Origin of the sequence: Chitiniphilus eburneus (genome assembly GCF_005048205.1) — a bacterium.
In the GTDB taxonomy this organism is placed as follows: domain Bacteria; phylum Pseudomonadota; class Gammaproteobacteria; order Burkholderiales; family Chitinibacteraceae; genus Chitiniphilus; species Chitiniphilus eburneus.
Genome location: NZ_SUMF01000005.1, coordinates 34,906 through 60,072, shown reverse-complemented (window position 1 = coordinate 60,072; position 25,167 = coordinate 34,906). Strand labels below are relative to the sequence as shown.

The following is a 25,167-nucleotide window of genomic DNA, read 5'->3' as shown; positions in this document are numbered from 1 at the left end:
ATGCGGCGCCGCGCGGCTACAGGCGCTCCAGCGCAATGCTGAACACACTGGCGGCGGTCTTGATCGGATCGTGCCGGACGATGCCGCCATGCACGCTGGCATTGCGCGAGCGGATCACCTGCACGCCCAGCGCACCCAGCCGCGCTTCGTCCACCGCCACCGGCACCGCTCCCTCCGCGAGATAGCGCGCCAGGATATCGCCGGGAATCGGCTCGTCGTTCACCACCACATGATCGATACGGGCCACGCCATGGCGATACAGCGCGTCCACGTGCTCCGCCGCATCGTAGCCGTCGGTCTCGCCGGCCTCGGTCATCACATTGCAGATGTACACGATGTCGGCCCGCCTATTGGCATTGATCGCGTCGCGGATCTCCGGCACCACCACATTGGGCAGCACGCTGGTATACAGGCTGCCCGGTCCCAGCACGATCACGTCGGCCTCGGCCACCGCGTTGACCGCCTCCGGCACCGCCACCACCGGCGCCGCATGGTAGACGCGCCGGATCGGCGCCCCCTGCCGGGCCAGTTGCGATTCGCCGCGCGCAATGCGCCCATCCGCCAGTTCCGCGCACAACACGGCCGCCCTGGCAGCCACCGGCAGTACGCGCCCCTGGATGTTCAGCACGCGCCCGATATTGGCCACCGCCTGGACGAAATCGCCATCGGTGAGCGAGTGCATGGCGCAGATCAGCAGGTTGCCCAGGGAATGACCATCCAGGTAATGGTCATCATCGGTGGCAAACCGGTACTGGAACAGACTGCCCAGCAGCGTTTCCTCGCTGGCCAGCGCCACCAGCACGTTGCGGATATCGCCGGGTGGCGGCAACTGGAAGTCGCGCAACAGCACGCCGGAGCTGCCGCCATCGTCCGCCACGGTGACGATGGCCGTGAGGTCCAGCGGAAAGTGCTTCAACCCGCGCAGCAACGCGGACAGGCCTGTCCCGCCACCCAACGCGACCACCCGAGGATGACGCGGGGCGGCATGATCGCCCAGCGTCATCGCGCCGCGCCCCGGCAGAGGGATCGAGGGGCGGCCGGCACAGCACGGATCGATTGCAACATCGGGGTCTCCAGAAAGAAAGGCAGCGTACGCGAGCGCCAGCCGCTTGACCATCCGGTCCAGCCGCAAGACCATCAACTACAATTTGTCCAATAAAAGATAAATTTGACATCATTAATCAGATAAACCTACGATTTGTTCGTCGAATTAAATCCGTTATCGGACATTTAGTAGAGGATAGATCATGATTGCCGACCCAGCCGCCAAGTACCGTGCTTTCCAGCCGATTTCCCTTCCCGATCGCCAGTGGCCCGACGCGGTGCTGCGCAGCGCGCCGATCTGGATGAGCACGGACCTGCGCGACGGCAACCAGGCGCTGATCGAGCCGATGGATGCGACGCGCAAGCTGGCCATGTTCGAAGCGCTGGTGAAGATCGGCTTCAAGGAAATCGAGGTGGCTTTTCCTTCCGCCTCGCAAACCGACTTCGATTTCGTGCGCATGCTGATCGAAGAACGGCGCATCCCGGACGACGTGACCATCGAAGTGCTTACCCCGGCGCGCGACGACCTGATCCGTCGCAGCATCGACGCGCTGGCCGGTGCGCGCCGCGCCATCGTCCACCTCTACAACCCCATCGCGCCGGCCTGGCGCCGCATCGTGTTCGATACCGACCAGCAAGGCGTCAAGGACCTGGCCCTGGCAGGCACGCGCCTGATCAAGCAATTGACCGAAGCGCGGCCGGAAACCGAGTGGGTGTTCCAGTACTCGCCCGAAACCTTCTCCGCTACCGAAGTCGAATTCGCCAGGGAAGTATGCGACGCGGTATCGGCAGTCTGGCAGCCGACGCCGCAGCGCAAGATGATCATCAACCTGCCAGCCACGGTGGAGATGAGCACGCCCAACACCTATGCCGACCAGATCGAATGGATGCACCGCAATCTGGCACGCCGCGACAGCATCGTGCTCAGCGTGCACCCGCACAACGACCGTGGCACGGCGGTGGCGGCGGCCGAATTGGCGGTGATGGCCGGCGCGGATCGGGTGGAAGGTTGCCTGTTCGGCAGCGGCGAGCGCACCGGCAACGTCGATCTGGTGACGCTGGCGCTCAACCTCTACAGCCAGGGTGTGCATCCCGGCCTCGATTTCTCCGACATCGACCGCGTGCGCCAGGTGGCCGAGCACTGCACCCGCCTGCCGGTCCATCCGCGCCACCCCTACGCCGGCGATCTCGTCTTCACCGCGTTTTCCGGCTCGCACCAGGACGCGATCAAGAAAGGCATGGCGCAACAGCGTGACGACCAGCCGTGGGAAGTACCCTACCTGCCGATCGACCCGGCCGACGTCGGGCGCGGCTACGACGCGGTGATCCGCGTCAACAGCCAGTCCGGCAAGGGCGGCATGGCCTACGTACTGGAGCAGGAACACGGCTTTGCGCTGCCGCGCCGGATGCAGATCGAATTCGCACGCGTGATCCAGCGCGTCACCGACGATCATGGCGGCGAAGTCACCGGCAGCGACCTGTTCGGCCTGTTCCGCCGCGAATACCTGGATGCCACCACGCCCTGGCGCTATCTCGGCCACCGGCTGGAGGAGCGCCACGGCCATGGCGACGACGCGGTACGGATCGAGGTGGAACTGGAACATGCCGGCACCGTGCGCACCGTGACCGGCAGCGGCAACGGCCCGCTCGATGCATTGGTCCACGCGCTGGCGCTGGAAGTGGAAATCATCGATTACCACGAACACGCGCTGGCACAGGGCGCGGCCGCCTCCGCCGCCTGCTACGTGGAGCTGCGCGTCCAGGGCGGAGCGCCCCGCTTTGGCGCCGGCGTGGACGACAATATCGTCGCCGCCGCAATCAAGGCCGTACTGAGCGGCGTGAACCGCGCCCCCTGAGCCAGCCAGGGCGTCCCTGCCGCCACGGGACGCCCCCGGCCGCCGGCCTGGGCCTGGGCCTGACCGCCACCGGCTACGGGGCCCGCTGCGTTCGCAATGCACTTTCGGGACAGCCCTACCGAATTCACCCCGGGGATTCCCTGGAATGTTGCGCGGCAACCGCACAGCCCCACCGGACACAAAACTTTCTTCGTCATGTCCACGTGTGCAACCTAATATTCCCCCATCATTTTTCAGGGGGTGGGTATGCAAACCGATAAAACGCGCGAAGAGACCGTCAAGGCCGGCAAGGCGTCATTCGAAGCACTGCTGGCGGAAACCTCCGTCATGGCGGCCCCCCGCCCCCCCACCCGTGGCGAAGGCCCGCAAGGCCAGTTCGAGTTCGATGCCGAGGAACTGCAAAGCAAGAACCTGCTGACGGTTTACTTCGTCGATGGCTCGGTGTGGTACACCAACCCGCAGGAGTTCCTCGCCCGGCATCCGGTGGAATCGACCTCGCGCGGCGCAGGCGATACCACGCGGGTGCGCCTGCCCGGCGCGCTGAAACCGGCCAGCCAGCGCGGTGGCACCGCGGCCACGGTCAATGGCTACATCGTTTCCAAGCTGGACGATCCTTCCACGCTCGACCGCATCTATGATGCCGGCGGCTGGCTCAGCCGCCAGGTCGACCGATGGACCGGCGGCGCCAAGTACGACGCCATCACCAGCCGCGCCGGGCTGGCGCTGTGCCGTGGCTTCGAGGATCACACGCTCAGCCGGGGCGCCGGCCTGCTGGCTCTCCCTCCCAAAGACAAGGCGCGCGAGACCTGGCCGGACGATCTCAAGGGAGAACGGCCGGTCCTGCTGTTCCTGCACGGTACGGCCTCTTCCTCCGAAGGCAGCTTCAGCAAGCTGTGGGACGAGCACCGCGACGACTTCAACCGGCTGACGGCGCAATACGAAGCCGTGCTGGGGCTGGAACATCGCTCGCTGACCGAAAGCCCGCTGGAAAACGTGATCGCCCTGCTGAAGGTCATTCCGGCCGATACGCGCCTGCACCTAGTCTCCCACTCGCGCGGTGGTCTGCTCGGCGAACTGCTCAGCCTGGCGCACTGCACCGACCAGGCCAAGGCCCGCGCCGCATTCCAGCGCGCCTTCGACGGTCATCCCGATCGCGATCAGGTGGATCTTTTCTTCGACCTGCTGGCCACGCGCCGGCTACGGATCGAGCGCTTTGTCCGCGTCGCCTGCCCGGCACGCGGCACCCTGCTGGCCGACCGCCGCACCGATCTGTTCCTGTCCCTGCTGCACCAGGTGGTGGGGCTGGCCTTCGGTGGCGTGGCCAACGCGCTCTACCAGGCCATCGGCGCCCTGGCCAAGAGCCTGGTCGCCCAGCGCGCCGACGCCAACGTGCTGCCGGGCCTGCAAGCGATGATTCCCGGTTCGGCACTAACCCGCGCGCTTAATCTCTATCAGTTGGAGGTGGACAGCGAATTGCGGGTGATCGCCGGCGACAACGAGGCCGGAAGCGGCCTGGCCGGCCTCAAGACGCTGCTGGCCGATGTGTTCTATGCCCTGCACGATCACGATTACGTGGTGCAGAGCCGTTCCATGTTCGGTGGCCTGGCGCGGTTGCAGACGCGTGCCAAAAGCCTGTTCGTGCATGGCACCAACGTCACGCACTTTTCCTACTTCAGCAATGCGCAGACCGCGCGGGCGCTACTGGCCGCGCTGGCCGGCAACGACGCCGACTTCCAGTCGCTGACCCAGGACGAAGCGCGCGCGCGTGGCGTACTACAGGCGATCACCGGCCCGCAATACGCGCGTCTGGACCCTGACGAACGCCTGCGTGGCCTGTATGCCGGCGCCAATGCGCAACGGCTGCCGATCCTGGTGGTCCTGCCGGGCATCATGGGCAGCGAGCTGAGCATCGGCCAGGAACGGGTGTGGGTTTCGATGGGCCTGCTCAACGGCGATATCGAGCGCCTCATTCCCAGCGACCGGGACGGCGTAGCCGCCACCGGCCTGCTGCCCTACAGCTACGAACGCCTGCTCGGCCAGGCCGCGCCGCGCTTCTATGTGATTCCCTTTCCGTTCGACTGGCGCCGGCCACTGCAACAGTCGGGCGAGGCATTGCGCACCTTCCTGGCCGGCGTGCTGGACTGGGCGGAACGACAGCCCAACCCGCAGCCGGTCCATCTGCTGGCCCACTCGATGGGGGGGCTGGTATCGCGGCTGATGATCCACCCGCTGGAAGCCCCCGCCGACGCCAAGGGCTCGGCCGAATGGCGCCGCCTGAAATCGCTGGGTGGGCGCCTGTTGATGCTGGGCGTGCCCAATGGCGGCTCCTACGCACCGGCGCTGGTCGCCACCGGGCGCGACCCCTTCGTCAACAAGCTGGCGGCAATGGACCTGCGCCACAGCGCGCAGCAATACGCCGAGATCACCGCACGCTTCACCGGCTTCATGCAGATGCTGCCGGCCCCGGCGGAAACCGACTGGCCGGGCGATCTGACCGATCCCGCCACCTGGGCGCAACTGGCGGAAAAGGACCCGAACGGCCCGGCCGTGCGCCCTGCGGATGGCGTGCTGGAACAGGCGGCCCGGGTGCGCGATCACCTGGCCCGCACGCGCGACGCCATCGCCACCGACGACGCGGTGGTCTACGTGGCCGGCCACGCGCCGGAAACCCCGAACGGGCTGGCCCTCGCCGGCGAACTGCCGGGCGTCCCCGGCCATACGCCGGCCCGCCCCGACCCCGATGGCTTCCGCTTCCTGAACTGCGGCGAAGGCGATCATCGCGTGACCTGGAAGGCCGGCATCATCACGCCGCCGGCGCGCACTTGGTATTCCAGCCGTGCGCATGGTGATCTGCCGGACGATCAGGCCGCCTTCCTCGATTACTTCAATCTGCTGGCGGGCGCGACGCGCTGCACCCGGCTGACCCCCACGCCGCAGGCGGCGGCACGCGGCGCCGAACCATCGCCGCAGGACAGCGAGGCCGCGCAACTGGAGTGGGCCAGCCTGCCCGATGAAGCCATGCTGTCGGCGGCGGCGCTGGGCGCCTCGCCACCGCAGCCGGATGGCAGCACCGCCTCGCGCCAGCCGGCGCCGATCCGGATCAGCGTCGTGCACGGCAGCCTGGATTACGCCCGCCATCCGCTGATGGTGGGCCACTACCAGGGGGACGGGCTGTTCTCCGCCGAGAAATACCTCGACCGCAAGCTGAATGGCCAGTTGAGCATGTTGCAGCAACTGAGCCTGTACCCCGGCCCGCTCCGCAGCTTTACCGTGGTCCACCCCGACCGCAGCGGCCCGGCGGCGCGACATCCCGGCGTGCTGGTGGTCGGCCTGGGGCCAGTGGGCGCGCTCAATGCCGGCGCGCTGGCCGAAACCGTCACGCGCGGCGTGCTGCGGCTGGTGCTGGATCAGCAGGAACGCGGCCTGGGCGCGCAAGTGCCGTTGTCCAGCCTGCTGATCGGCACCAATGCCCAGGCGCTCTCCGGCCGCGAAAGCCTGCTGGGCTTGCTCAACGGGGTGTGGCGCGCCGCCCAGATCGTCACCCGCGATCCGATGCTGTCCGGCAAGGTGCAGCTCCCGGAGCTGGAGATCATCGAAATCTGGGAGGACCGCGCGCTCAATGCCGCGCACGAGCTGCGCACGCTGCTGGCACGGCCCGAATGGCGCCAGCGCTTCTACCTCGCCGATCCGCCGTTCGAAACCCGGGTTGGCGGCATGGCGCGCATCCGCTACGAGGAAGCGGGCAACTGGTGGCAGCGGCTGCGCGTGGTACGCAACGAGCTGGGCGGCCTGTCGTATTCGCTGATGGGCACGCGGGCGCGCGCCGAGAGCACCCGCGTGGATGTCTCGATCAAGGATATGGCCGAGATCGCCAGCAATGCCCAGGAAAGCCTGAGCCCGGAGATCGGCCGCGCCCTGTTCGAGCTGCTGCTGCCCTATGAGCTGAAGGATACGCTGGCCCAGTTCGAGGACAGTGTACTGGTGCTGGACGACGAAACCGCGCGCCTGCCGTGGGAGCTGCTGGTACCGCCCGGCGAGCACCGCGAGCCAGACCGGCCGCTGGCGATCCAGGCCTGCATGCTGCGCCAACGCGAAACCGCCGATTTTCGTGCGCTGCCCAAGGCGCCGCAACGCAATGCCGCGCTGGTGGTGGGCGACCCGTCGCTCAAGGCCGCGCTACCGGCGCTGGTCGGGCTGAAGCCGCTGGATGGCGCGCGCCGCGAAGCGGAAGAAGTGCAGCGCCGGCTGGCGCAGGCCGAATGGGAGGTCAAGGCGCTGCTCGGCGCCGAGGCCAGCGCCATCCGTACCCAGTTGCTGGCGGGCGATTACCGTATCCTGCATCTGGCCGGGCACGGCGTGGTCGATGTGGAGGCCGACAGCGTGGAGGTCCTCGGCACCCGGCTGCCGCTGAAGCAGACCGGCATGGTGCTCAGCCACGGTCGCCTGCTCAGCGCCGCCTACGTCAAGCAGATGTCCATCGTGCCCGACCTGGTGTTCATCAACTGCTGCTACTCCGGGCTGGATGGCGCCCGCGACGGCGCGGCCCGCGACTTTCCGGTGCTGGCGGCCAGCCTGGCCACCGCCTTCATGGGCATGGGCGCGCGCGCCGTGGTGGCGGCCGGCTGGGCGGTGGACGACGCCGCCGCGCTGGCCTTCGCCAGCAGCTTCTACGACAGCATGCTGTCCGGCGAGCGCTTCGGTCAGGCCGTGCTCGCGGCCCGGCAGCGCGTCTACGACGAATTCGGCCAGCAGAACAACACCTGGGGCGCTTACCAGTGCTATGGCGACGGCGACTTCCAGTTGATGCGCAGCCATGGGCAATCGCACGATTTCGACGATGCCCAGCACGGCCCGGCCTTTGTCTCGCCGCGCGAACTGGCGGCGCGCATCGCGCAGATCGCCAGCAGCGCCGGCGATCAGGATACCGGGCTGCTGCTGGCGCAACTGAACGATCTGCAACAGCGCGCCGTGGCGCTGGGCTGGCAGGACAGCAGCGCCATCCAGTCCGCGCTGGGCGCCGCCTACTACGACCTGGGGCAGCCGCAAGTTGCCGCGCAAAGCCTGCTGCGGGCGTTGAGCCAGGATGGCTACTCCCAGTTGCGCCTGGAAGACCTGCTGGGGCTGGTCGATGCGGTCGCGCAGCGCCCCAGCGGCGAGGATCTGGCGCTGCAATTGCTGGACAAGCTGGACGATGTGGAACGGCTCGCCACGCGGGAGACCGAGCGGGAGTCGCGGGACGTGACCATCATGCGCGCCACACCGGCGGTGGGTGCGCGCGCCAGCCAGCGCGGCGACATCCATCTCCATCGCGCGGTACGCCTGGGACGCGAGAACGTGTTGTCCGACGAATTCCACGCCGCGCTGATCGCGGGCCGCGACGCCTACCTGGACTGCGAGGCGGCGCAGGACAGCGAGGATGCGCGCGCCTACGCCACCGCCAGCCTGCTGTTGCTGGAAGGGCTGGCCCATCTGCTGCCGGGCCATGACAGCGGCAACGACCAGCAACTGGCCGACCTGCTGAAGAAGAGCCTGGAAACCGCCGCCCGGCTGCGCGCGCGCTTCCTCGACCCGGCCCGCCCCTGCCTGGAGTTCTGGGACCACACCGACTCCGCCTCGCTGGGAATCGGCCTCTACCTGAACGGCAGCGGCAAGCTCAGCGACGAAGAGCTGGCGTTGCTGTCGCAGGCGCGCGAAACGCTGCTCGGCGTGCTGATCCGGGGGCCGTCGCCGCTGGAGCTGAAATGGGTGGTGGACCGGCTGATGCTGATCCATCTGGTCTGCGACCAGGTGGCGCAGGCATCCCCCGCCGGCAAGCGTAAAGGCGCGGTGCAGGCGCGCGAGCGGGTGGAGCAACTGGATGCCATGGCCAAGGTGGTGCTGGAGGCGTTCGAACGCCAGTTGGGCTGAGCCGGATAGCGGTGCCGCGTGTCGCGACGGTCGCTTCACCAGCCGGCGCGGCAGCGGCACCGCGCCACGGGCGACTGGGCGCCGCCGTCAACGCCAGGCGTATCCCAGCCCCACGCCGAAGGTCAGTTGATTGCGGTCGCCGCGCTCGGTGACGATGGGGCTGTCGCCCGCGTCGCCGGTCAGGCGCTGCATGAACACCATGGCGCCGGCATACCAGTGCGGATGTACCTGAACGATGGTGCCCACCCAGCCGAAAACCTGCTGCATCCCCGCCCCCGGCGTGTAGACCGGCAGGCCGCTGGCATTGGCATCGTCCCGCGTCACCCCGTAGTAGACGCGGTTGAAGTCCGCGCTGGCCCAGGAACCGCCGAGCCCCGTTCCCACCATCCAGCGCTCCGACAATGGCAACCAGAACGTGCCGCTCACGTTGAAGCGCGCACCGTTGTATTCCTGCCCGGCATTGGTCAGCACATTGGCGCCGAAGCGCGCGCGCCACGGTATGCCGCTGCGATTCAGGTACTCGTAGCCAAAGAAAGCGCCGGCCTCCAGCGTGGTATCGATCTCGTGAAGGCGCGCCACCACCTCATCGTCCACATCCTTGCGGCCCAGCCGCAATGCCACCGTCGGCCCCCACTGCCAGCCTTCCAGCTCACCGAAATTCAGTTGTGCCACCGGCCCGTACCATTCCACCAACCGCCCGCTTTCGGTCACGTAACGCAGGCCCGGCACGACGCCGATCACGCTTTCGTCGCCGCCGCTGTATTGCGGCGTACTGCCCACGCCGACCCCGACCAGGTTGGGCAAGCCGCCCGCAGGCAGCGTCACGCCGCCTGCCTGCGCCTGGGCGCAGGCCAGCCCGGCCAGGAACAACCATCTGAATTTCATGAGGCACATCTCCGGAAAGAAAGGGCGTATCGGCCGATCGCGGATGCGGTAAGCAAGGCACGCCGCCTTTCTAGGTGATAGCCGCGCCCTTTGAAAATCACCAGCCGCGTATCTATGCTGGGCAGGCGGATCAAGGCCGTTGATTCAGATCAAGTTCAACCGGGGCAGCCCCGGCAACAGGCCGCTGGCAGGCGCCCAGACTTGATCCGCCCTAGCGTCCGTTACCTGGTCATCGCCCTGGGAACCCCGATGTCGCGCGTCCTTTCCCGTCTCCTGCTGCTGTTCGGCCCTGCGCTGTTGCTGGCCGGCTGCGCGTCGCCCCGGCTGACCAACACCTGGATGGACCCGCAATTCCAGGGGCCACCCGCCCGCCACGTGCTGGTACTGAGCGTCAGCAACAGCGATGCGCATCGCCGGATTTTCGAGGACACCTTCGTCGCGGCGCTGCATGCGCAGGGCGTGGTGGCGACCCCCGCCTACCCGCAGTTGCCCGATGCCGGCGTGCAGCCCCGTGAGCGCATCCGGGCGGCGGTGACGGCCAGCGGCGCCGATACCGTGCTGGTCACCCGCCTGATCAAGATCCGGCATCAGGTGGACATCTCTCCCGCGCCACCGCCCCCCGGCCTGTTCGGGACGGGCTTCTATGGCTGGTATGACTCGGCCTGGGCGTCGTTGCCGCCCATGGTCTCCCAATACGATGTACTGACACTGGAAACCACGCTGTGGAACATGCACAGCGAACACGCGATCTGGTCCGGCACCACCGAGGCCATCGAACCCGACGACATCGCCGGCTTTACCCGCCGCCTGGCCGGCGTGCTGATCAAACGGATGCGCCAGGACGGCGCGCTGTGACAGCCCGCCCGAGCGGGACCCCGCGCTGCCGGGGACAAAGGACAAGCCCGCGTCCGCCACGCGCCACTATTGCCGGATTGAAGCAAATGTCGCCCGGGAGCGGTCACAAGGAAAGGCACGCCGCGCGGGTTGTCGCCGTCGCGCGCGATGAGATCGAGCAAGCAGCACCCACACCATGATCAGGGGCGGACAACCGCCCGCATCCAGAAAGGGGAATCGCCATGCGCTGGTCCATTCTGAGCGCCGTTCTACTGGCCGCGTGCCTCGGCACGGCGCCACCACTCGCCCTCGCCGCCACCGCGCCGGCCGCCACCAGTACCGCAAACCAGATCACGCCACAACCCTGGCCCCGCACCTATACCGTGGACGGGCTGCCGATCACCCTGCACCTGCCGCAGCTCGATAGCTGGGAGGGTAATGTGCTGTCCGGGCGAATCGCGGTGGAGATCAAGACCGGCACCGCGCGCGATAAACAGGGCAAGGCACGCGATACGCTGGTCTATGGCGTGATGTGGTTTACCGCGCGCGCCGAGACCGACAAGGCCGCACGGACGGCCACGCTGCGCGATGCGCAGATCGCGCGGGTGAGCTTCCCCACCGCGCCGGAAAAACAGGACGAATACCTGGCGCTGCTGCGCAAGCTGATCCCGGCGCATGAGCTGGTCGCCGATCTGGACCACCTGGAATCCGCGCTGGCGATCCAGAACGCGCAGGATGCCCAGGCCGGCGTGCCGGTCAGGAACGATCCGCCGCAGATCCTGTTCTCGTTCGGCCCGGCCGTGCTGGTCAGCATCGATGGCACCCCGGTGGAAAAGGCCACCGGCGAGCCGGGTGTGACGCGGGTGATCAATACGCGCTCCTTGCTGCTGAAAGAAGCCGGCCGCTACTACCTGGGCTTTGGCGGCCACTGGGAGGAAGCCGGTGCGCTGACGGGGCCATGGCAGCCGGTGAAGAGCGTGTCGGCGGGCGTAAGCGCCGCCGCGCGCGCGCTGATCAAGGACAAGCAGGTCGATCCGCTGGACCCGCCGCCCGATGCGCTGAAGCAGGCCCTGGCCGACGGGCGCTATCCCTCCATCCATGTCGCGAGCACGCCGACCGAGCTGCTGGTCGTCGATGGCGAGCCGCAGTTCGCTCCCATTCCCGGCACGCGGCTGTCGTACATCACCAACAGCCCGGCCGATGTCTTCATCGACGCCGCGCATGACGGCGAATGGTATGTGCTGGTGTCCGGGCGCTGGTTCCAGGCCACCGGCAGCAAGGGGCCGTGGCATTACGTGCCCGGCGACAAGCTGCCGCTGGATTTCAAGCGCATTCCGTCCGACAGCCCCAAGAGCGCCGTACTGGCCTCGATTCCGGGCACGCCGGAAGCGCGCGAGTCGCTGATCGCCAACAGCGTGCCGCAGACCGCCACGATCAAGCGTTCCGATGCCAGACTGGAGGTGATCTATGACGGCGGCGCGCCCCAGTTCCAGTCCATTCCCGGCACCCGGTTGCGCTATGCGCGAAATACCGCCACGGCGGTGATCGAGATCGACGCCAGCCATTACTACGCGCTTCAGAACGCGGTCTGGTTCACCGCCGCCTCGCCCACCGGCCCGTGGCAGGTGGCAACCTCGGTACCGGCCGCGATCTACGCGATCCCCGCCAGCTCGCCGGTGCATTACGTCACCTATGTCTATGTCTACGGCTCGACGCCGGACCTGGTCTACGTCGGCTATACGCCCGGCTATTACGGCACCGTGGTCAGCAATGGCGTGGTGGTCTACGGCACCGGCTATGTCTGCGACGCCTGGATCGGCGATGTCTGGTATGGCTGCCCCGCCACCTACGGCTATGGCGTGAATTTCGGCTGGGACCCGTGGGTGGGCTGGAGCTTCGCCTTCGCCTGGGGCATGGCCTGGGGCGCTGCGTGGTACGGCCCGTACTGGGGCCCGTGGTGGGGCTGGTACGGTCCCTGGTACGGCCCGTGGTACGGCGGCGGCTTCGCGGTCACCAATGTCTATGGCCGTTGGGGCCCGGTGGCGGCCAGCGGCGTACGCGCCGGCTGGTCCGATCCGTGGACCGGCAACGTCGGCACCGGCGTGCGCGGCACCTGGTACAACAATGCCACCGGCGGCCACGGCGCGGGCCAGGCGTGGCGCAATACCAATGTCTATACCGGCACGCAGAGCGCGGGCGCGGCCGGCATCCGCTACAACCCCGAAACCGGGCGGGTGGTCGCCGGCCAGGGCCGCGCGGCCTACAACCCCTATACCGGCAACGCGGCAGCGGGTGGCAGCCGGACTGTGGTGAACACCCAGACCGGGCGCGTCACCACGCAGGCCGGCGTGGCGGGCCGTACCGATCAGGGCGCCGGCGCGGCCGGGGCGTTCACCACCGCCGGCAAGGGCGGCGACGCGGCGGGCGCGGGCTACGTACACTACGACGCCGCCACCGGTCAGGTGAACCACGGCGGCGTGGTGCATACGGACGACCATCTGTACGCCGGCAAGGACGGCAATGTCTATCGCTACGACAAGGGCCAGGGCTGGCAACAGGTGACGCGGCCGGGCCAGGGCAACCAGAGCGCCTCGCGGGGCATCAATCCCGATCAGGCCCGGTCACTGGGTCTGCCCAACGACCAACTGGCACGCGAGCGCGGGCAACAGCGCACCTTCTCGCGCAGCCTGCCGAGCAGTACACCCAACTGGCGTACTTCGGGTGGCCTGGACCGGGGTCATTTCTCTCCCAGCTTCCGCGGCAACATGGGGGGGTTCCGGGGCGGTGGCGGGTTCCACGGTTTCCGGCGCTGAGCAATATGCAGCGGCGCCGCGCCAGCCGGTCTGGCGCGGCTCCGCATCGCCTCCCGTTTGGCAAGACCCATTAGGGCGTGTCGTCACATGTTTCACGACAGCGTTCGGTGCAGTTCGGGATGCCGCGCCAGGAGCTGGCGGTATGGATACCGCAAGCGGCCTGCGACACCGCGCGGTGCCCGAAATGCGCCGAACCCGCAGGGCTGGGCCGAAAAAACACCAGCCACTGCGTTGCACTCCTTGCCAATAACTGGTTATTGGCTGCGTCGTACGCCTGGTGGCTAGTGTTTTTTCGGCCCAGCGCTGCCGCGAAACATGTGACGACACGCCCTGAGCCCATGGCATGACGCGGCGGGTCGGGCTAGATTGACAACAACCCTTGGTTGTCATGCCGCGCGCATCGACATCCAGGCTTTCCCGGACTCAACAAGGAGCCTGCCATGAGTACCACCCCATTGTTGCCCCCGATCGAAACCCAGGAAACCGGTGGGTTGCATCGTTATCTGGATACCGTGGAAGCCGCGCTCGACTATGCCCTGACCAAAAAACAGAGCCGTCATACACCCAACCCGGAAACCTGGGGCGTGGTATTCAACGTGCTGTCGGATGCGCTGGGCAGCAAGGACCCGGCGGAGCTGGCCAAGGCACGCGAGAAGCTGCTCGACGCCATCGGCCAGACCCTGCGGGCGACCGGCAAGGCCAGTTACTGACCCCCACCGGCCGTGGGTGATGGATAAGGCTGAATCGCGCCCCGGCACATGCCGGGGCGTGCCGCTTCAGGGTGAGGCGGCCGCGTTGCCGACCGGCGTCATCCCTTCCCCGCCCTACTGCCGCGCCAGCGCTTCGGCGATCGCGGTCACGTTGTAGCGCATCATCTTCAGATAAGTGCCCGCCGGCTCCGGGGTGGCCGACAGCGCGTCGGCATAGAGCTTCGCGCCCGGGGCCACGCCCGCTTCGCTGGTCAACTGGCGCAAGGTACGCGGGTTGCTCATGTTCTCCACGAACACCGCCGAGATCCGCTCGGCCTTGATCTGGCGGATCAGCGCCGCCACTTCGCGCGCGCCCGGCTCCGATTCGGTGGAGACCCCCTGGGGCGCCAGGAAGCGGATGTCATAGCGGGCGGCAAGATAGCCAAAAGCATCGTGCGAGGTGATGACCTTGCGGCGTGGCTTGGGCACCTTGGCGAACTGCGCGGCGGCCCAGCGATCCAGTTCCAGCAACTGGACGATGTAGCGATCGCCATTGCGCCGATAGATTGCCGCGCCGGCCGGGTCGGCCTTGGCCAGCGCCGCCACCAGGTTGTTCACGTAGACCACGACGTTGCGCGGGTTCTGCCAGGCATGCGGGTCGATATCGCCATGGTCGTGATCGTGGTCATGCCCGTGCGGGGCGTGGTCGGCCTCCAGGTGCCGCACTGGCACGCCCTGGCTGGCCACCACCCGGACGCCCTTGAAAGCGGATGCCGTCGCCAGCCGATCCAGCCAGCCCTCGAATGCCAGGCCATTGACCACCAGCAGCCGGGCGCCGGCCAGCGTGCGGGCATCCGACGGGCGCGGCTGGAAAACATGCGCATCCTGGTCCGGCCCCACCAGCGTGGTGACGCTGACCCGTTCCCCGCCAACCTGGGCGACCAGATCGCCGAGGATGCTGAAGCTGGCCACCACCGGCAGCCGGTCGGCCGCCGACGCGGCGGCGACATACAGCAGCGCCAGCATGCCGAGCATGCGTTGAAGGGTTTTCATGAACGCTCCTTATGGATGAAAATCAGCCCCGCAGGTGTGGCCGGCGCAGCAGGCGCGGCAGCCAGCCCTGGGGCGCGACGCACAGCGACAGCAGGTACAGGCCGCCGGCGCACAGGATGATGGTCGGGCCGGACGGCAGATCGGCATGGAACGACAGCAGCAGGCCACCGAATCCGGCCAGCGCGGCCTGGAGCGCGCTGTTGGCGAGTTGTGCCGGCAGGGTGTCGTGCCACAGCCGCGCCGAGACAGCGGGCAGCATCATGATGCCCACCGCCATCAAGGTGCCCAGCGTCTGAAACGCGCCAACCAGGTTGAGGACCACCAGCAGCAGGAAAACCTGCTGGTAGAGGCCGCGCCGGCCGCCGCCAGCGGCGAGAAAATCGGGGTCGAAGACTTCCAGCAACAGCCCGCGATAGAGCAGCGCGCCCAGCAGCAGGGTGACAGTGGCGATGCCGGCCACCAACAACAGGCCGGGGCCATCGACCCCCAGCACATTGCCGAACAGGATATGCAGCAGGTCGAGCTGGCTGCCGCTACGCGAGATCAGCAGGACGCCAGCGGCCAGTGCCAGCAGGTAGGTGGCGGTCAGGCTGGCGTCCTCGCGCAGCTCGGTATGACGCGCCACCAGCCCGGCCAGCAGCACCACCGCAACCCCGGCGGTGAATCCGCCCAGGCTGAGCGCCGGCAACGACAGGCCGAACCACATGAACCCCACCGCCACGCCGGGCAGGACGGCATGGCTCATCGCATCGCCGATCAGGCTCATGCGTCGCAGCGTCAGCAGCACACCGAGCGGCGCGCCGCCCACGGCCAGCGCCAACGATGCCACCAACGCCCGTCGCATGAAGGCGAACTCCTGGAACGGGCCGATCAGCAGCTCATGCGGGCTCATGCCGGTACTCCCGGCGCGCAGGGCTGGGCGTGGTCGTCCCAGGCTTCGACCATATGCTGGGCGGCGTGGAGGTGATCGCCGGTGAGCACCGTCGCGGTGTCGCCCCAGGCGATGGCACGACGTGCCAACAATAGGGTCTGCGGGAAATGGGTGCGTACCTGCTGATGATCGTGCAGCACCGCCAGCACCGTGCGCCCTTCGCCGTGCCATCGCCGCACCAGCGCCAGCAGATCGGCGGTAGTGCGTGCATCCACGGCATTGAAGGGCTCGTCCAGCAGGATCAGGTCGGCGTCCTGCAGCATCAGGCGGGCGAACAGCACGCGCTGGAACTGGCCCACCGACAAGGTGGCCACGGTGCGCGCGGCGAAACCGGACAAGCCGACCGCCGCCAGCGCCGCCAGCGCGCGTTCCCGCTCGGCAAGCGGAATGCCGCCGAACAGCCCGCGCCGCACCCAGCTTCCGAGCAGCACGGCATCCAGCACCGAGATCGGGAACTGGCGTTCCAGCGCGGATTGCTGCGGCAGATAGGCAATGCGCGCCCGGGGCAGCTTCAGTTCGATCCGCCCTTCCTGCACCGGCAATTGCCCCAGTATCGCTTTGAGCAGTGTGCTCTTGCCTGCGCCATTGGGGCCGACCAGCGCGGTCAGCGACCCGCGCGCCAGCGCGCCGGAGAGATGATGCACCGCCGGATGGCGACGGTACGCCAGCGTCACGTTATGCAGCGAGAGCAATGCGTCGCTCATGCCAGCGCCCACCACACCGCCAGCCACAGCACGATGCAGAGCGGCAGCACACGCAGCAGGCGTGCCGGCGCGCCCAGCGCAAGTATCGAGGCCGGTGCGGTGTCCGCGGGCCCGGCGGGAAGCGAGGAATGGTGGGACATGATGGAGGCAAGGCAGGCTCGGAAAGGCGACATTGTTCGCGATTATGTTTCTTCATGCAACTTCATTGCATATAGAGATCGCGAGCAGGACGACGACCCATGGGCCGGATTGCGCCGGAATGCACTGGTAATCCTTGCGCGATGTTCCGCCCGTTCCCCTGGAACCGAAGCGGATACGCACCAGTCACTCAGTGACCATCCAGGAGAAACCTTTGCGCCGCCTTGCCCTGTTCACCGCCCTGTTGTTGTCGCTGCCATGCTTCGCCCAGGCCGCCGATGCCATAGCGCCGGTGCAGAGCGTGGCGCAGGTGGAACTGCCCCGCTACTTGGGGCGATGGTATGAAATCGCACGCTATCCCATGTACTTCCAGCGGCAGTGCGTGGGCGATGTCACCGCGTTGTATGCGATGCGGCAGGATGGCCGGATCTCGGTCACCAATCGTTGCCGCACCGCCGACGGCAAGCTGGACGTGGCGGATGGCGTGGCCACAGCGGTGAGTGGCAGTGGCAACGCCCAGCTCAAGGTGTCGTTCTTCTGGCCTTTCAAGGCCGACTACTGGGTGATCGGGCTGGACCCGCAATATCGCTGGGCGGTGGTGGGCAACCCCTCGCGCAAGAACCTCTGGGTGCTGGCGCGCACGCCCCGCCTGCCCGAGGAATTACTGGCCGCCGCGCTGGCCTCCGCGCAGGCCCAGGGCTTCGATTTGAAGCCTCTCCAGTACACCCCGCAGACGCCCTGACCCGCTTTTACGCCCGCAAAAACGGCGCACCCGACAAACGGCAATTTTCACCAAGCCGCCACCACAAATCGGCAAGCCAATGAAAATACTGGGATTTTTCCGATTCCCCCACGGAAAATCCTGGCGTAGTCATCGACATTTAGTACTAACAAGATCATTTAACTTTACAACTATTCGAGCTTGGACTTTAATTGCGCCATGGACGACGCGACGACCCCGCCAAAAGCCCGGTCGGAGCCGCGAAGTTCGCTCTCACAAATACACGAAGAGGACTTGCAGACATGACCAAGCTCACCAAGATTTCCGCCCTGATCGCCGGCGCCACCCTTACCCTGGGCGCGTTCGCAGCCGACGGAGCACAAAGCGAAACCGCCACACAACCGGTTCTGGCCGAAGCCGGCCAAGGTGTCGTGGCCGTCCAGTTCAAGCTGGTCGAGGGCAACCAAAGCACCCTCGCCACCCAGCCGATCCTGGCCGAAGGCAACCAGGGCACGCTGGCTACCCAGCCGGTACTCGCCGAAGGCAACCAAGGCACGCTGGCCACCAAGCCGGTCCTCGCCGAAGGCAACCAAGGCACGCTGGCCACCAAGCCGGCCCTCGCCGAAGGCAACCAGGGCACGCTGGCTACCCAGCCGGTCCTGGCCGAAGGTAACCAAGGCACGCTGGCCACCCAGCCGGTCCTCGCCGAAGGCAACCAAGGCACGCTGGCTACCCAGCCGGTCCTCGCCGAAGGCAACCAGGGCACGCTGGCTACCCGCCCGGTCCTCGCCGAAGGCAACCAAGGCACGCTGGCTACCCGCCCGGTCCTCGCCGAAGGCAACCAGGGCACGCTGGCTACCCGCCCGGTCCTCGCCGAAGGCAACCAGGGCGCCCTGGCTACCCAGCCTGCGCTGGCCTGATTTCCCGGCACAACAAAAACCCCGCGATACGTCGCGGGGTTTTTGTTTGGGCGCGGAGAACGTCAGACGCGTTTGAAGATCAACGTCCCGTTGGTGCCGCCAAAGCCGAACGAGTTGGAGATCGCCACCTTGATCGGCATCTCGCGCGCAGTATTGGCCACGTAATCCAGATCGCAACCTCCCTCCACATCCTGTTCGAACAGGTTGATGGTGGGCGGCGAAATCTGATGGTGCAGCGCCAGGATGGAATACACCGCCTCGACGCCACCCGCGCCACCCAGCAAGTGCCCGGTCATGGATTTGGTGGAGTTCACCACCAGCTTGCGGGCGTGATCGCCGAATGCCAGCTTCAGCGCATTGGTTTCGTTGGCATCGCCCAGCGGCGTGGAAGTGCCGTGCGCGTTCACGTAATCGACTTCGTCGGCGTTCATGCCGGCATCGCGCAGGGCGTTGGTCACGCCACGCGCCGGGCCTTCCGCGTTGGGCGCGGTGATGTGGTGGGCATCGGAACTCATGCCAAAGCCAACCAACTCGGCATAGATGCGCGCGCCACGCTTTTTGGCGTGTTCGTATTCTTCCAGCACCACCACGCCAGCGCCCTCGCCCATCACGAAACCGTCGCGCCCCTTGTCCCAGGGACGGCTGGCGGTGGCAGGGTCGTCGTTACGGGTGGACAGCGCCTTCATCGAGGCAAAGCCGCCGATGCCCAGCCGCGAAATGGCGCCTTCGGCGCCACCGGCCACCATCACGTCCGCATCGCCGTACTGGATCATGCGGCCGGCGTCGCCAATGCTGTGCGCCCCGGTGGTGCAGGCGGAAACGATGCCGTAGGTGGGGCCCTGGTAGCCCTTGATGATCGACACGTGGCCGGAGATCAGGTTGATCAGCGAACCGGGAATGAAGAACGGGCCGATCTTGCGCGGGCCGCCCGCGCGCAGTTCACCATCGGTGTTCTCGATCAGCGGCAGGCCGCCGATACCGGAGCCGATGTTCACGCCGACGCGGGTCTTGTCCAGGTTGGGAACATCATCCAGCCCGGCATCGGCCACGGCTTGCAGGCCGGCTGCGATGCCGTAGTGGATGAACAGGTCCATCCGGCGTGCTTCCTTGGCCGAGATGTACTGGGTGATGTCGAAATCCCGGACTTCGCCGGCAATCTGGCAGGCCATGTCCGAGGTCTCGAAACGGGTGATCCTGCCAATGCCCGACTTGCCGCTCAACAGATTGGCCCAGCCGGTCGCCACATCATTGCCGACGGGCGCTACATGGCCCAGGCCGGTGACGACGACTCTGCGTTTTGACATGGGGGGTCTCCTAGATGCCGGCTTCCGATTGCAATGACTGAAGCGGCTTTGAAGCCAGATGGAATAAGAGCGGCCCACGGGGCTCGCCGGACGGTTGGGCTCGCGCACGCGCGAACAGGGGCGAACCCCAGACAGCCCAAACATACCGGCGAGCGCACCGTAGCCGCTCCGAGCCGCCCCCAGCGGGGCGGCAGGCGATAGCGCGGAAGAATTACTTGTTCAGGTGAGCGCTGACGTAGTCGATCGCTTGCTGGACAGTAGTGATCTTTTCGGCTTCTTCGTCCGGAATCTCGCACTCGAATTCTTCTTCGAGGGCCATCACGAGTTCAACGGTGTCGAGAGAATCCGCACCGAGGTCGTTCACAAAGGACGACTCGTTCTTGACGTCGGTTTCCGGCACGCCAAGCTGCTCGGCAACGATTTTCTTCACACGCTGTTCGATGTTTTCCATGGATGTAACCCAAGCCTTGTGGATGTATTCAGAAAAAAGCGTCGGCATTGTACCAAAAAAAACGGGGTCGCCAAGCGAGGCTCGCCGTTCGTCTGATCCTGCGCAACGCAGTCTGGTTTTACGACTGGCCGTGGCAATCGCCACGGCCGTTTGCAAATCAATTCATGTACATGCCGCCATTCACGTGCAGGGTCTGCCCCGTGATGTAGGCGGCGCGTTCCGACGCCAGGAAACCCACCGCATCGGCGATCTCCCTGGGTTCGCCCAGGCGCCCCAGCGCGATGTTCTGCACCAGTGCGGCCTTTTGCTCTTCCGGCAGGCCACGGGTCATGTCCGTGTCGATGAAGCCCGGAGCCACCGCGTTCACGGTGACGCCACGACTGCCGATTTCGCGAGCGAGCGATTTGGTAAAGCCAAACAATGCCGCCTTGGCTGCCGAATAGTTGGTCTGCCCCGGGTTACCCGTTGCGCCCACCACCGAGGCGATATTGACGATCCGGCCCCAGCGCGCCTTCATCATGCCACGCAATACGGCCTTTGAGAGTTTGTAGACCGGGCGCAGGTTGGTGTCCATGATGGCATCCCATTCCTCGTCCTTCATCCGCATCAACAGGTTGTCGCGGGTGATCCCGGCATTGTTGACCAGGATGGCGATGGCGCCGTGTTCCTTTTCGATACCGGCGACAATCGCCTCGCAGGCGCCCTCGTCGGTCACGTTCAGCGCCAGCCCCGCGCCCTTGGCGCCCGCCTCGGCCAGATAGGCCGAAATCGCCTGCGCGCCCGCCTCGCTGGTGGCGGTACCGATGACCGTCGCACCTTGCGCGGCCAGTTCCAGCGCGATCGCCTGGCCGATTCCGCGCGATGCGCCGGTCACCAGCGCCACTTTTCCTTCAAGACTCATCGTCGTTCCTCTTGCAGCCCACTAATCCGTTTCATGCGACAGTTACTTTACCCGCTGGCGATGCCTGCCGCTCAAAGCAGCGCCTTCAACGCATCGAACGATGCGGCATCGGTCAGCGCCACATGCTGTGCCTCGCTGGCAATTCGCTTGTCCAGGCTGGCCAGCACCTTGCCCGGCCCGCATTCGGCAAACACCGTCGCCCCCTGCGCCGCCATGGCCTGCACGGTTTCCACCCAGCGCACCGGCTGATAGAGCTGACGCACCAGCGCATCCTTGATCTGGCCCGCATCCTGATAGCTGGCAACGTCGGCGTTGTGCAGCACGGGGATGCTCGGGGTATTCAGCGCAATGCCATCCAGACGCGCGCGCAGTACCTCTGCGGCCGGGCGCATCAGATCGCAATGCGAGGGCACCGATACCGGCAGCAGCATCGCGCGCTTGGCACCACGCGCCTTGGCGGCCTCGCACGCACGCTCGACGGCGGCCTTGGCGCCAGCAATGACGATCTGTCCCGGTGAGTTGAAATTCACCGCCTGGACCACATCGCCTTGCGCGGCCTCCGCGCAGGCCGCCACCACATCGGCGTCGGCAAGCCCGAGCACCGCCGCCATCGCGCCTTCTCCGGCCGGGACGGCATCCTGCATCGCCTGCGCACGCAGGCGGACCAGTTGCACGGCGTCGGCAAAGCCCAGCACATCGGCGGCGACCAGCGCGGTGTACTCGCCCAGGCTATGCCCGGCCAGCAATGCAGGCTTTGCGCCACCGGTAGCCAGCCACGCACGCCATACCGCCACACCGGCCGCCAGCATCACGGGCTGGGTGTTGACGGTGGCGCCAAGCGCCTCCACCGGCCCTTCGGTCACCAGTTGCCAGAGATCCTGGTTCAGGGCGGCGGATGCCTCGTCGAAGGTGGCCTTGACGACCGGCACGTCGGCGAAGCCGGCCAGCATGCCGATCGATTGCGATCCTTGGCCGGGAAACACAAATGCAAGAGACATGGATGCTCCTTTCAGGTGACGACACGCCCGCGCCGGATCGCCTGGCCATTGGCGGCGATCGGAAACTGGTCACTTCGTCTGAAACAGATGTTTGAAAATGCGAACGGCGCATTGCTGCGCCGTTCCGGGATCAATAAGCCAGTAGTATCGCGCCCCAGGCGAAGCCACCACCGATGCCTTCCAGCATCAGCTTCTGCCCACGCTGGATACGCCCCGAGCGCACGCCTTCGTCGAGCGCCAGCGGAATCGACGCGGCCGACGTATTGCCGTGCTTCTCGACCGTGACGATCACCTGCTCCATCGGCAGGCCCAGGTGCTTGGCAGTGGATTCGATGATGCGCAGATTGGCCTGGTGCGGCACCAGCCAGTCGATTTCATGCTTGCCGAGCCCGGCTGCACCCAGGGTTTCCTCCGCCACGTCCGCCAGCGCCCGCACGGCAAACTTGAATACGGCGTTGCCTTCCATGTACAGCCATGGCGTGCCGTCCAGGCCCCCTTGGCGAATGCGCGCATCGCTTTTCAGGATATGGCGATAACGGCCATCGGCATGCAGGCGGCTTTCCAGGATGCCGGTTTCTTCCGAAGGCTGGAGCACGACGGCGCCAGCACCATCGCCGAACAGGATGCAGGTACCGCGATCCTGCCAGTTCACCAGGTTGGAGACCGTTTCCGCGCCCACCACGACGGCGCATCTGGCCGCGCCGGTCTTGACGAACTTGTCGGCCGTGGCCAGCGCGTAGACAAAGCCGGCGCAGACCGCCTGGATGTCGAATGCGGGGAAGCCGTGCAGGCCGAGCTTGTCCTGGAGGATGCAGGCGGTCGAGGGAAAGACGTTGTCGGGCGTGGTGGTGGCGACAATCAGGAGGTCGATCTCCTCCTTGGCCACGCCCGCCGCATCCAGCGCGCGTTCGATGGCGATCAGCGCCAGGTCGGAGGTACGTTGGTCGGTGGCGGCGATCCGGCGTTCGCGGATGCCGGTGCGCGCGGCGATCCACTCGTCGCTGGTGTCGATGGTCTGGGCCAGATCGTCGTTGGTGACGATCTTCTCAGGCAGATAGGAGCCGGTTCCGGCAATGCGGGAATACATGACAGCCTCTCTTGAGGTGAATTTGTGCGGCCCGGATCAACCGGCCTCGGCCGGGCTTCCCGCCACGGCCAGCTGTTGCTGCACCTGGTCGGCGATCCGCTGGGCCACGCCGGCACGCGCTTCTTCCACGGCCTGCTTGAGCGCCCAGTAGAACGCCATCCGGTCGGCACCGCCGTGGCTTTTTACCACGATACCGTTCAGCCCCAGAAGTGATGCGCCATTGTACCGCCGTGGATCGACCCGCTTCTTGAATCGGCGCAGCACCGGGTAGGCCAGCCCGGCCAGCAGCTTGCTCCACCAGTTGCGCACGAACTCTTCGCGCAGGAAGTCCGACAGCATCTTGGCCAGCCCTTCGGATGATTTGAGCGCGACATTGCCCGAAAACCCGTCGCAAGCCACCACGTCCACCGCGCCGCTGAAAAGGTCGTCGCCTTCGACATTGCCGACGAAATTGAGCTGGCTGGCGCGGAGCAGTTCGCCCGATTCCTTCACCAGGCCATTGCCCTTCATTTCCTCCTCGCCGACATTGAGCAGGCCAACGCTGGGCTGCGCCTTGTGCTTCACGGCGGAGAACAGGGCCGACCCCATGATGGCGAATTGCAGCAGGTGTTCCGGCGTGCAATCGACATTGGCGCCCAGGTCGAGCACACAGGTTTCGCCGCCGCTGCGGGTGGGCAGCATCTTGGCGATGGCCGGGCGTTCGATACCGCGGATGGTCTTGAGCACGAAGCGGGCCGTCGCCATCAGCGCGCCGGTATTGCCGGCGGATACGCAGGCATGGGCCTCGCCGCTCTTCACCAGATTGATCGCCACCCGCATCGACGAATTCTTCTTGTTCTTCAAGGCCGATTGCGGGGATTCGTCCATGCTGACGACTTCGGTCGCGGCGTGGACACGCAGACGGGGGCCGCTCTGACGACGGCGCGCCTTGAGCTCTGCCTCAATGGCATCCGGCAGGCCCACCAGCACGACGTTGACGTCTGGATGGTCATCCAGAAAACGCAGCGCGGCGGGCACGGTGACATGGGTGCCATGGTCGCCGCCCATGGCGTCGACTGCTACGGTGATATCCATGAGTTTCCTGGGGGTTGTCCAGAATGGCGAACGGCGCAAGGGGGATCTCCCACTTGCGCCGTTTTCATAACCGTATGGTTATGAAGGTATTTATAGCCGAGCGAACTTACTCGCCCTTGGCCTTGATCACGCGGCGGCCACGATAGTAGCCGTTCGGGCTGATGTGGTGACGCAGATGCGCTTCGCCGGTGGTCGGCTCGACAGCCAGGGCCGGGGCGGTCAGGAAGTCGTGGGCGCGATGCATGCCGCGCTTGGACGGGGACTTCTTGTTCTGTTGAACTGCCATGATAAAGCTCCTTGAAAACCAGTATCGATGAGTTAGTCTTCCGCTTTCCTGGTTTTCAAAGTCGCCAGGACTGCAAACGGATTCGGTTTGTCGGCCTTGCCGGCCGACGGATTCGGTTCATCGGCCATCGTGGCCGTTGCGGTCGTTCCCCCGCAGGCGTCGTGCCTCGGCGCGAAGGGAACAGCCAGCAATACTTCTTCTTCCACCAGCGCTTCGACGTCCAGCGCGGCATCGACCAATATGCCTTCCAGGTCCTCGTCCTGCGCTTCGGCCTCGTCCAGCGTGGCCTCGTCGAGAAACTGGGTCAGCTCGGTCTGCACCGCCACCGGCCACGTCATCGCCTTGAGGCAACGCTGGCACACCAGATGCAGCTCGCCCGATACCGCCAGATGCAACACCGGACGCGCCAGGCGATCCACACCGCCCGCCAGGCGCCATGCCAGCCGGCCCTCGCGATCAGCCAGTTGATCGTGCAGGCGGGACAACGCGCTCACGTCGACTTCGCCCGCGAGCGACTGTTTTTCCCTGGCGAAATCGGCGCTATGGATAACGGTCATACCCTGGTCGGACG

General features: G+C 66.5%; 21 protein-coding genes. 7 read left to right on the top strand and 14 right to left on the bottom strand.

The window, feature by feature from the left end; genetic code table 11:
- Positions 1–16: 16 nt before the first annotated feature.
- Entirely contained in the window at positions 17–1,138 is a 1,122-nt protein-coding gene (locus tag FAZ21_RS07440) for a gluconeogenesis factor YvcK family protein (RefSeq protein ID WP_246038534.1), read from the bottom strand.
- Positions 1,139–1,247: 109 nt separating this feature from the next.
- On the opposite strand from FAZ21_RS07440, the gene leuA reads away from it, so the two are divergent.
- Both leuA and FAZ21_RS07430 read left to right on the top strand, forming a co-directional pair.
- Complete coding sequence (leuA, locus tag FAZ21_RS07435; RefSeq protein ID WP_136772652.1) at positions 1,248–2,900, top strand: 2-isopropylmalate synthase; 1,653 nt, start codon at positions 1,248–1,250, stop codon at positions 2,898–2,900.
- Positions 2,901–3,146: 246 nt separating this feature from the next.
- Positions 3,147–8,807, top strand: coding sequence for a CHAT domain-containing protein (locus tag FAZ21_RS07430; RefSeq protein ID WP_136772651.1), 5,661 nt, complete (start codon positions 3,147–3,149; stop codon positions 8,805–8,807).
- Positions 8,808–8,894: 87 nt separating this feature from the next.
- Here FAZ21_RS07430 and FAZ21_RS07425 read toward each other — a convergent pair whose 3' ends face one another.
- Complete coding sequence (locus tag FAZ21_RS07425) at positions 8,895–9,692, bottom strand: MipA/OmpV family protein (protein ID WP_136772650.1); 798 nt, start codon at positions 9,690–9,692, stop codon at positions 8,895–8,897.
- A 201-nt stretch (positions 9,693–9,893) separates the two neighbouring features.
- On the opposite strand from FAZ21_RS07425, the gene FAZ21_RS07420 reads away from it, so the two are divergent.
- The 3 genes from FAZ21_RS07420 to FAZ21_RS07410 all read left to right on the top strand — a co-directional run bounded on the left by FAZ21_RS07420 (position 9,894) and on the right by FAZ21_RS07410 (position 14,049).
- Positions 9,894–10,547: a DUF4136 domain-containing protein gene (locus FAZ21_RS07420; protein WP_136772649.1), complete on the top strand. Its 654-nt coding sequence runs from the start codon at positions 9,894–9,896 to the stop codon at positions 10,545–10,547.
- 221 nt (positions 10,548–10,768) lie between these two features.
- Complete coding sequence (locus tag FAZ21_RS07415) at positions 10,769–13,339, top strand: hypothetical protein (RefSeq protein WP_136772648.1); 2,571 nt, start codon at positions 10,769–10,771, stop codon at positions 13,337–13,339.
- 440 nt (positions 13,340–13,779) lie between these two features.
- Positions 13,780–14,049, top strand: coding sequence for a hypothetical protein (locus FAZ21_RS07410; RefSeq protein ID WP_136772647.1), 270 nt, complete (start codon positions 13,780–13,782; stop codon positions 14,047–14,049).
- A 114-nt stretch (positions 14,050–14,163) separates the two neighbouring features.
- Here the strand turns inward: FAZ21_RS07410 and FAZ21_RS07405 are convergent, their stop codons facing one another.
- Genes FAZ21_RS07405 through FAZ21_RS20220 form a run of 4 tightly spaced genes read right to left on the bottom strand, consistent with a single transcriptional unit; the run spans position 14,164 to position 16,856 of the window.
- Positions 14,164–15,081 carry a metal ABC transporter solute-binding protein, Zn/Mn family gene (locus tag FAZ21_RS07405; RefSeq protein ID WP_136772646.1) on the bottom strand — a complete coding sequence of 306 codons (918 nt, stop codon included), beginning with the start codon at positions 15,079–15,081 and terminating at the stop codon, positions 14,164–14,166.
- A 22-nt stretch (positions 15,082–15,103) separates the two neighbouring features.
- Complete coding sequence (locus tag FAZ21_RS07400) at positions 15,104–15,973, bottom strand: metal ABC transporter permease (RefSeq protein WP_136772645.1); 870 nt, start codon at positions 15,971–15,973, stop codon at positions 15,104–15,106.
- Positions 15,970–16,716, bottom strand: coding sequence for a metal ABC transporter ATP-binding protein (locus FAZ21_RS07395; RefSeq protein WP_136772644.1), 747 nt, complete (start codon positions 16,714–16,716; stop codon positions 15,970–15,972). Before FAZ21_RS07395 ends, FAZ21_RS07400 begins: the two co-directional genes overlap by 4 nt.
- Positions 16,713–16,856 carry a hypothetical protein gene (locus FAZ21_RS20220; protein WP_169307294.1) on the bottom strand — a complete coding sequence of 48 codons (144 nt, stop codon included), beginning with the start codon at positions 16,854–16,856 and terminating at the stop codon, positions 16,713–16,715. The genes FAZ21_RS07395 and FAZ21_RS20220 overlap by 4 nt, the downstream gene beginning before the upstream one ends.
- A gap of 212 nt (positions 16,857–17,068) precedes the next feature.
- Between FAZ21_RS20220 and FAZ21_RS07390 the strand changes: the two genes are divergently transcribed.
- A complete protein-coding gene (locus FAZ21_RS07390; RefSeq protein ID WP_136772643.1) occupies positions 17,069–17,596 on the top strand; it encodes a lipocalin family protein in 528 nt (175 codons plus the stop codon).
- Between the two features lie 281 nt (positions 17,597–17,877).
- Positions 17,878–18,495 carry a hypothetical protein gene (locus FAZ21_RS07385; RefSeq protein ID WP_136772642.1) on the top strand — a complete coding sequence of 206 codons (618 nt, stop codon included), beginning with the start codon at positions 17,878–17,880 and terminating at the stop codon, positions 18,493–18,495.
- Between the two features lie 62 nt (positions 18,496–18,557).
- Here FAZ21_RS07385 and fabF read toward each other — a convergent pair whose 3' ends face one another.
- From fabF to FAZ21_RS07345, 8 genes are all read right to left on the bottom strand, one after another.
- Complete coding sequence (fabF, locus tag FAZ21_RS07380; protein WP_136772641.1) at positions 18,558–19,799, bottom strand: beta-ketoacyl-ACP synthase II; 1,242 nt, start codon at positions 19,797–19,799, stop codon at positions 18,558–18,560.
- 211 nt (positions 19,800–20,010) lie between these two features.
- Positions 20,011–20,250, bottom strand: a complete 240-nt coding sequence (acpP, locus tag FAZ21_RS07375; protein WP_018747104.1) for an acyl carrier protein — start codon at positions 20,248–20,250, stop codon at positions 20,011–20,013.
- Positions 20,251–20,407: 157 nt separating this feature from the next.
- On the bottom strand, positions 20,408–21,151 hold the full coding sequence (fabG, locus tag FAZ21_RS07370) for a 3-oxoacyl-ACP reductase FabG (protein WP_136772640.1): 744 nt from the start codon (positions 21,149–21,151) through the stop codon (positions 20,408–20,410).
- A 71-nt stretch (positions 21,152–21,222) separates the two neighbouring features.
- Positions 21,223–22,149 (bottom strand): ACP S-malonyltransferase, encoded by a 927-nt coding sequence (gene fabD, locus FAZ21_RS07365; protein WP_136772639.1) that lies wholly within the window; start codon positions 22,147–22,149, stop codon positions 21,223–21,225.
- 130 nt (positions 22,150–22,279) lie between these two features.
- Positions 22,280–23,236, bottom strand: a complete 957-nt coding sequence (locus FAZ21_RS07360) for a beta-ketoacyl-ACP synthase III (RefSeq protein ID WP_136772638.1) — start codon at positions 23,234–23,236, stop codon at positions 22,280–22,282.
- Positions 23,237–23,272: 36 nt separating this feature from the next.
- Positions 23,273–24,310 carry a phosphate acyltransferase PlsX gene (gene plsX, locus FAZ21_RS07355; protein WP_136772637.1) on the bottom strand — a complete coding sequence of 346 codons (1,038 nt, stop codon included), beginning with the start codon at positions 24,308–24,310 and terminating at the stop codon, positions 23,273–23,275.
- A gap of 106 nt (positions 24,311–24,416) precedes the next feature.
- Positions 24,417–24,596 (bottom strand): 50S ribosomal protein L32, encoded by a 180-nt coding sequence (gene rpmF, locus FAZ21_RS07350; RefSeq protein ID WP_018747099.1) that lies wholly within the window; start codon positions 24,594–24,596, stop codon positions 24,417–24,419.
- Positions 24,597–24,628: 32 nt separating this feature from the next.
- On the bottom strand, positions 24,629–25,153 hold the full coding sequence (locus FAZ21_RS07345; protein ID WP_136772636.1) for a YceD family protein: 525 nt from the start codon (positions 25,151–25,153) through the stop codon (positions 24,629–24,631).
- Positions 25,154–25,167: the final 14 nt, after the last annotated feature.

Coding starts and splice junctions, on each gene's coding strand:
- FAZ21_RS07440 (WP_246038534.1), bottom strand. CDS start 1,138: ATGGTCTTGCGGCTGGACCGGATGGTCAAGCGGCTGGCGCTCGCGTAC.
- leuA (WP_136772652.1), top strand. CDS start 1,248: ATGATTGCCGACCCAGCCGCCAAGTACCGTGCTTTCCAGCCGATTTCC.
- FAZ21_RS07430 (WP_136772651.1), top strand. CDS start 3,147: ATGCAAACCGATAAAACGCGCGAAGAGACCGTCAAGGCCGGCAAGGCG.
- FAZ21_RS07425 (WP_136772650.1), bottom strand. CDS start 9,692: ATGAAATTCAGATGGTTGTTCCTGGCCGGGCTGGCCTGCGCCCAGGCG.
- FAZ21_RS07415 (WP_136772648.1), top strand. CDS start 10,769: ATGCGCTGGTCCATTCTGAGCGCCGTTCTACTGGCCGCGTGCCTCGGC.
- FAZ21_RS07410 (WP_136772647.1), top strand. CDS start 13,780: ATGAGTACCACCCCATTGTTGCCCCCGATCGAAACCCAGGAAACCGGT.
- FAZ21_RS07405 (WP_136772646.1), bottom strand. CDS start 15,081: ATGAAAACCCTTCAACGCATGCTCGGCATGCTGGCGCTGCTGTATGTC.
- FAZ21_RS07400 (WP_136772645.1), bottom strand. CDS start 15,973: ATGAGCCCGCATGAGCTGCTGATCGGCCCGTTCCAGGAGTTCGCCTTC.
- FAZ21_RS07395 (WP_136772644.1), bottom strand. CDS start 16,716: ATGAGCGACGCATTGCTCTCGCTGCATAACGTGACGCTGGCGTACCGT.
- FAZ21_RS20220 (WP_169307294.1), bottom strand. CDS start 16,856: ATGTCCCACCATTCCTCGCTTCCCGCCGGGCCCGCGGACACCGCACCG.
- FAZ21_RS07385 (WP_136772642.1), top strand. CDS start 17,878: ATGACCAAGCTCACCAAGATTTCCGCCCTGATCGCCGGCGCCACCCTT.
- fabF (WP_136772641.1), bottom strand. CDS start 19,799: ATGTCAAAACGCAGAGTCGTCGTCACCGGCCTGGGCCATGTAGCGCCC.
- acpP (WP_018747104.1), bottom strand. CDS start 20,250: ATGGAAAACATCGAACAGCGTGTGAAGAAAATCGTTGCCGAGCAGCTT.
- fabG (WP_136772640.1), bottom strand. CDS start 21,151: ATGAGTCTTGAAGGAAAAGTGGCGCTGGTGACCGGCGCATCGCGCGGA.
- fabD (WP_136772639.1), bottom strand. CDS start 22,149: ATGTCTCTTGCATTTGTGTTTCCCGGCCAAGGATCGCAATCGATCGGC.
- FAZ21_RS07360 (WP_136772638.1), bottom strand. CDS start 23,236: ATGTATTCCCGCATTGCCGGAACCGGCTCCTATCTGCCTGAGAAGATC.
- plsX (WP_136772637.1), bottom strand. CDS start 24,310: ATGGATATCACCGTAGCAGTCGACGCCATGGGCGGCGACCATGGCACC.
- rpmF (WP_018747099.1), bottom strand. CDS start 24,596: ATGGCAGTTCAACAGAACAAGAAGTCCCCGTCCAAGCGCGGCATGCAT.
- FAZ21_RS07345 (WP_136772636.1), bottom strand. CDS start 25,153: ATGACCGTTATCCATAGCGCCGATTTCGCCAGGGAAAAACAGTCGCTC.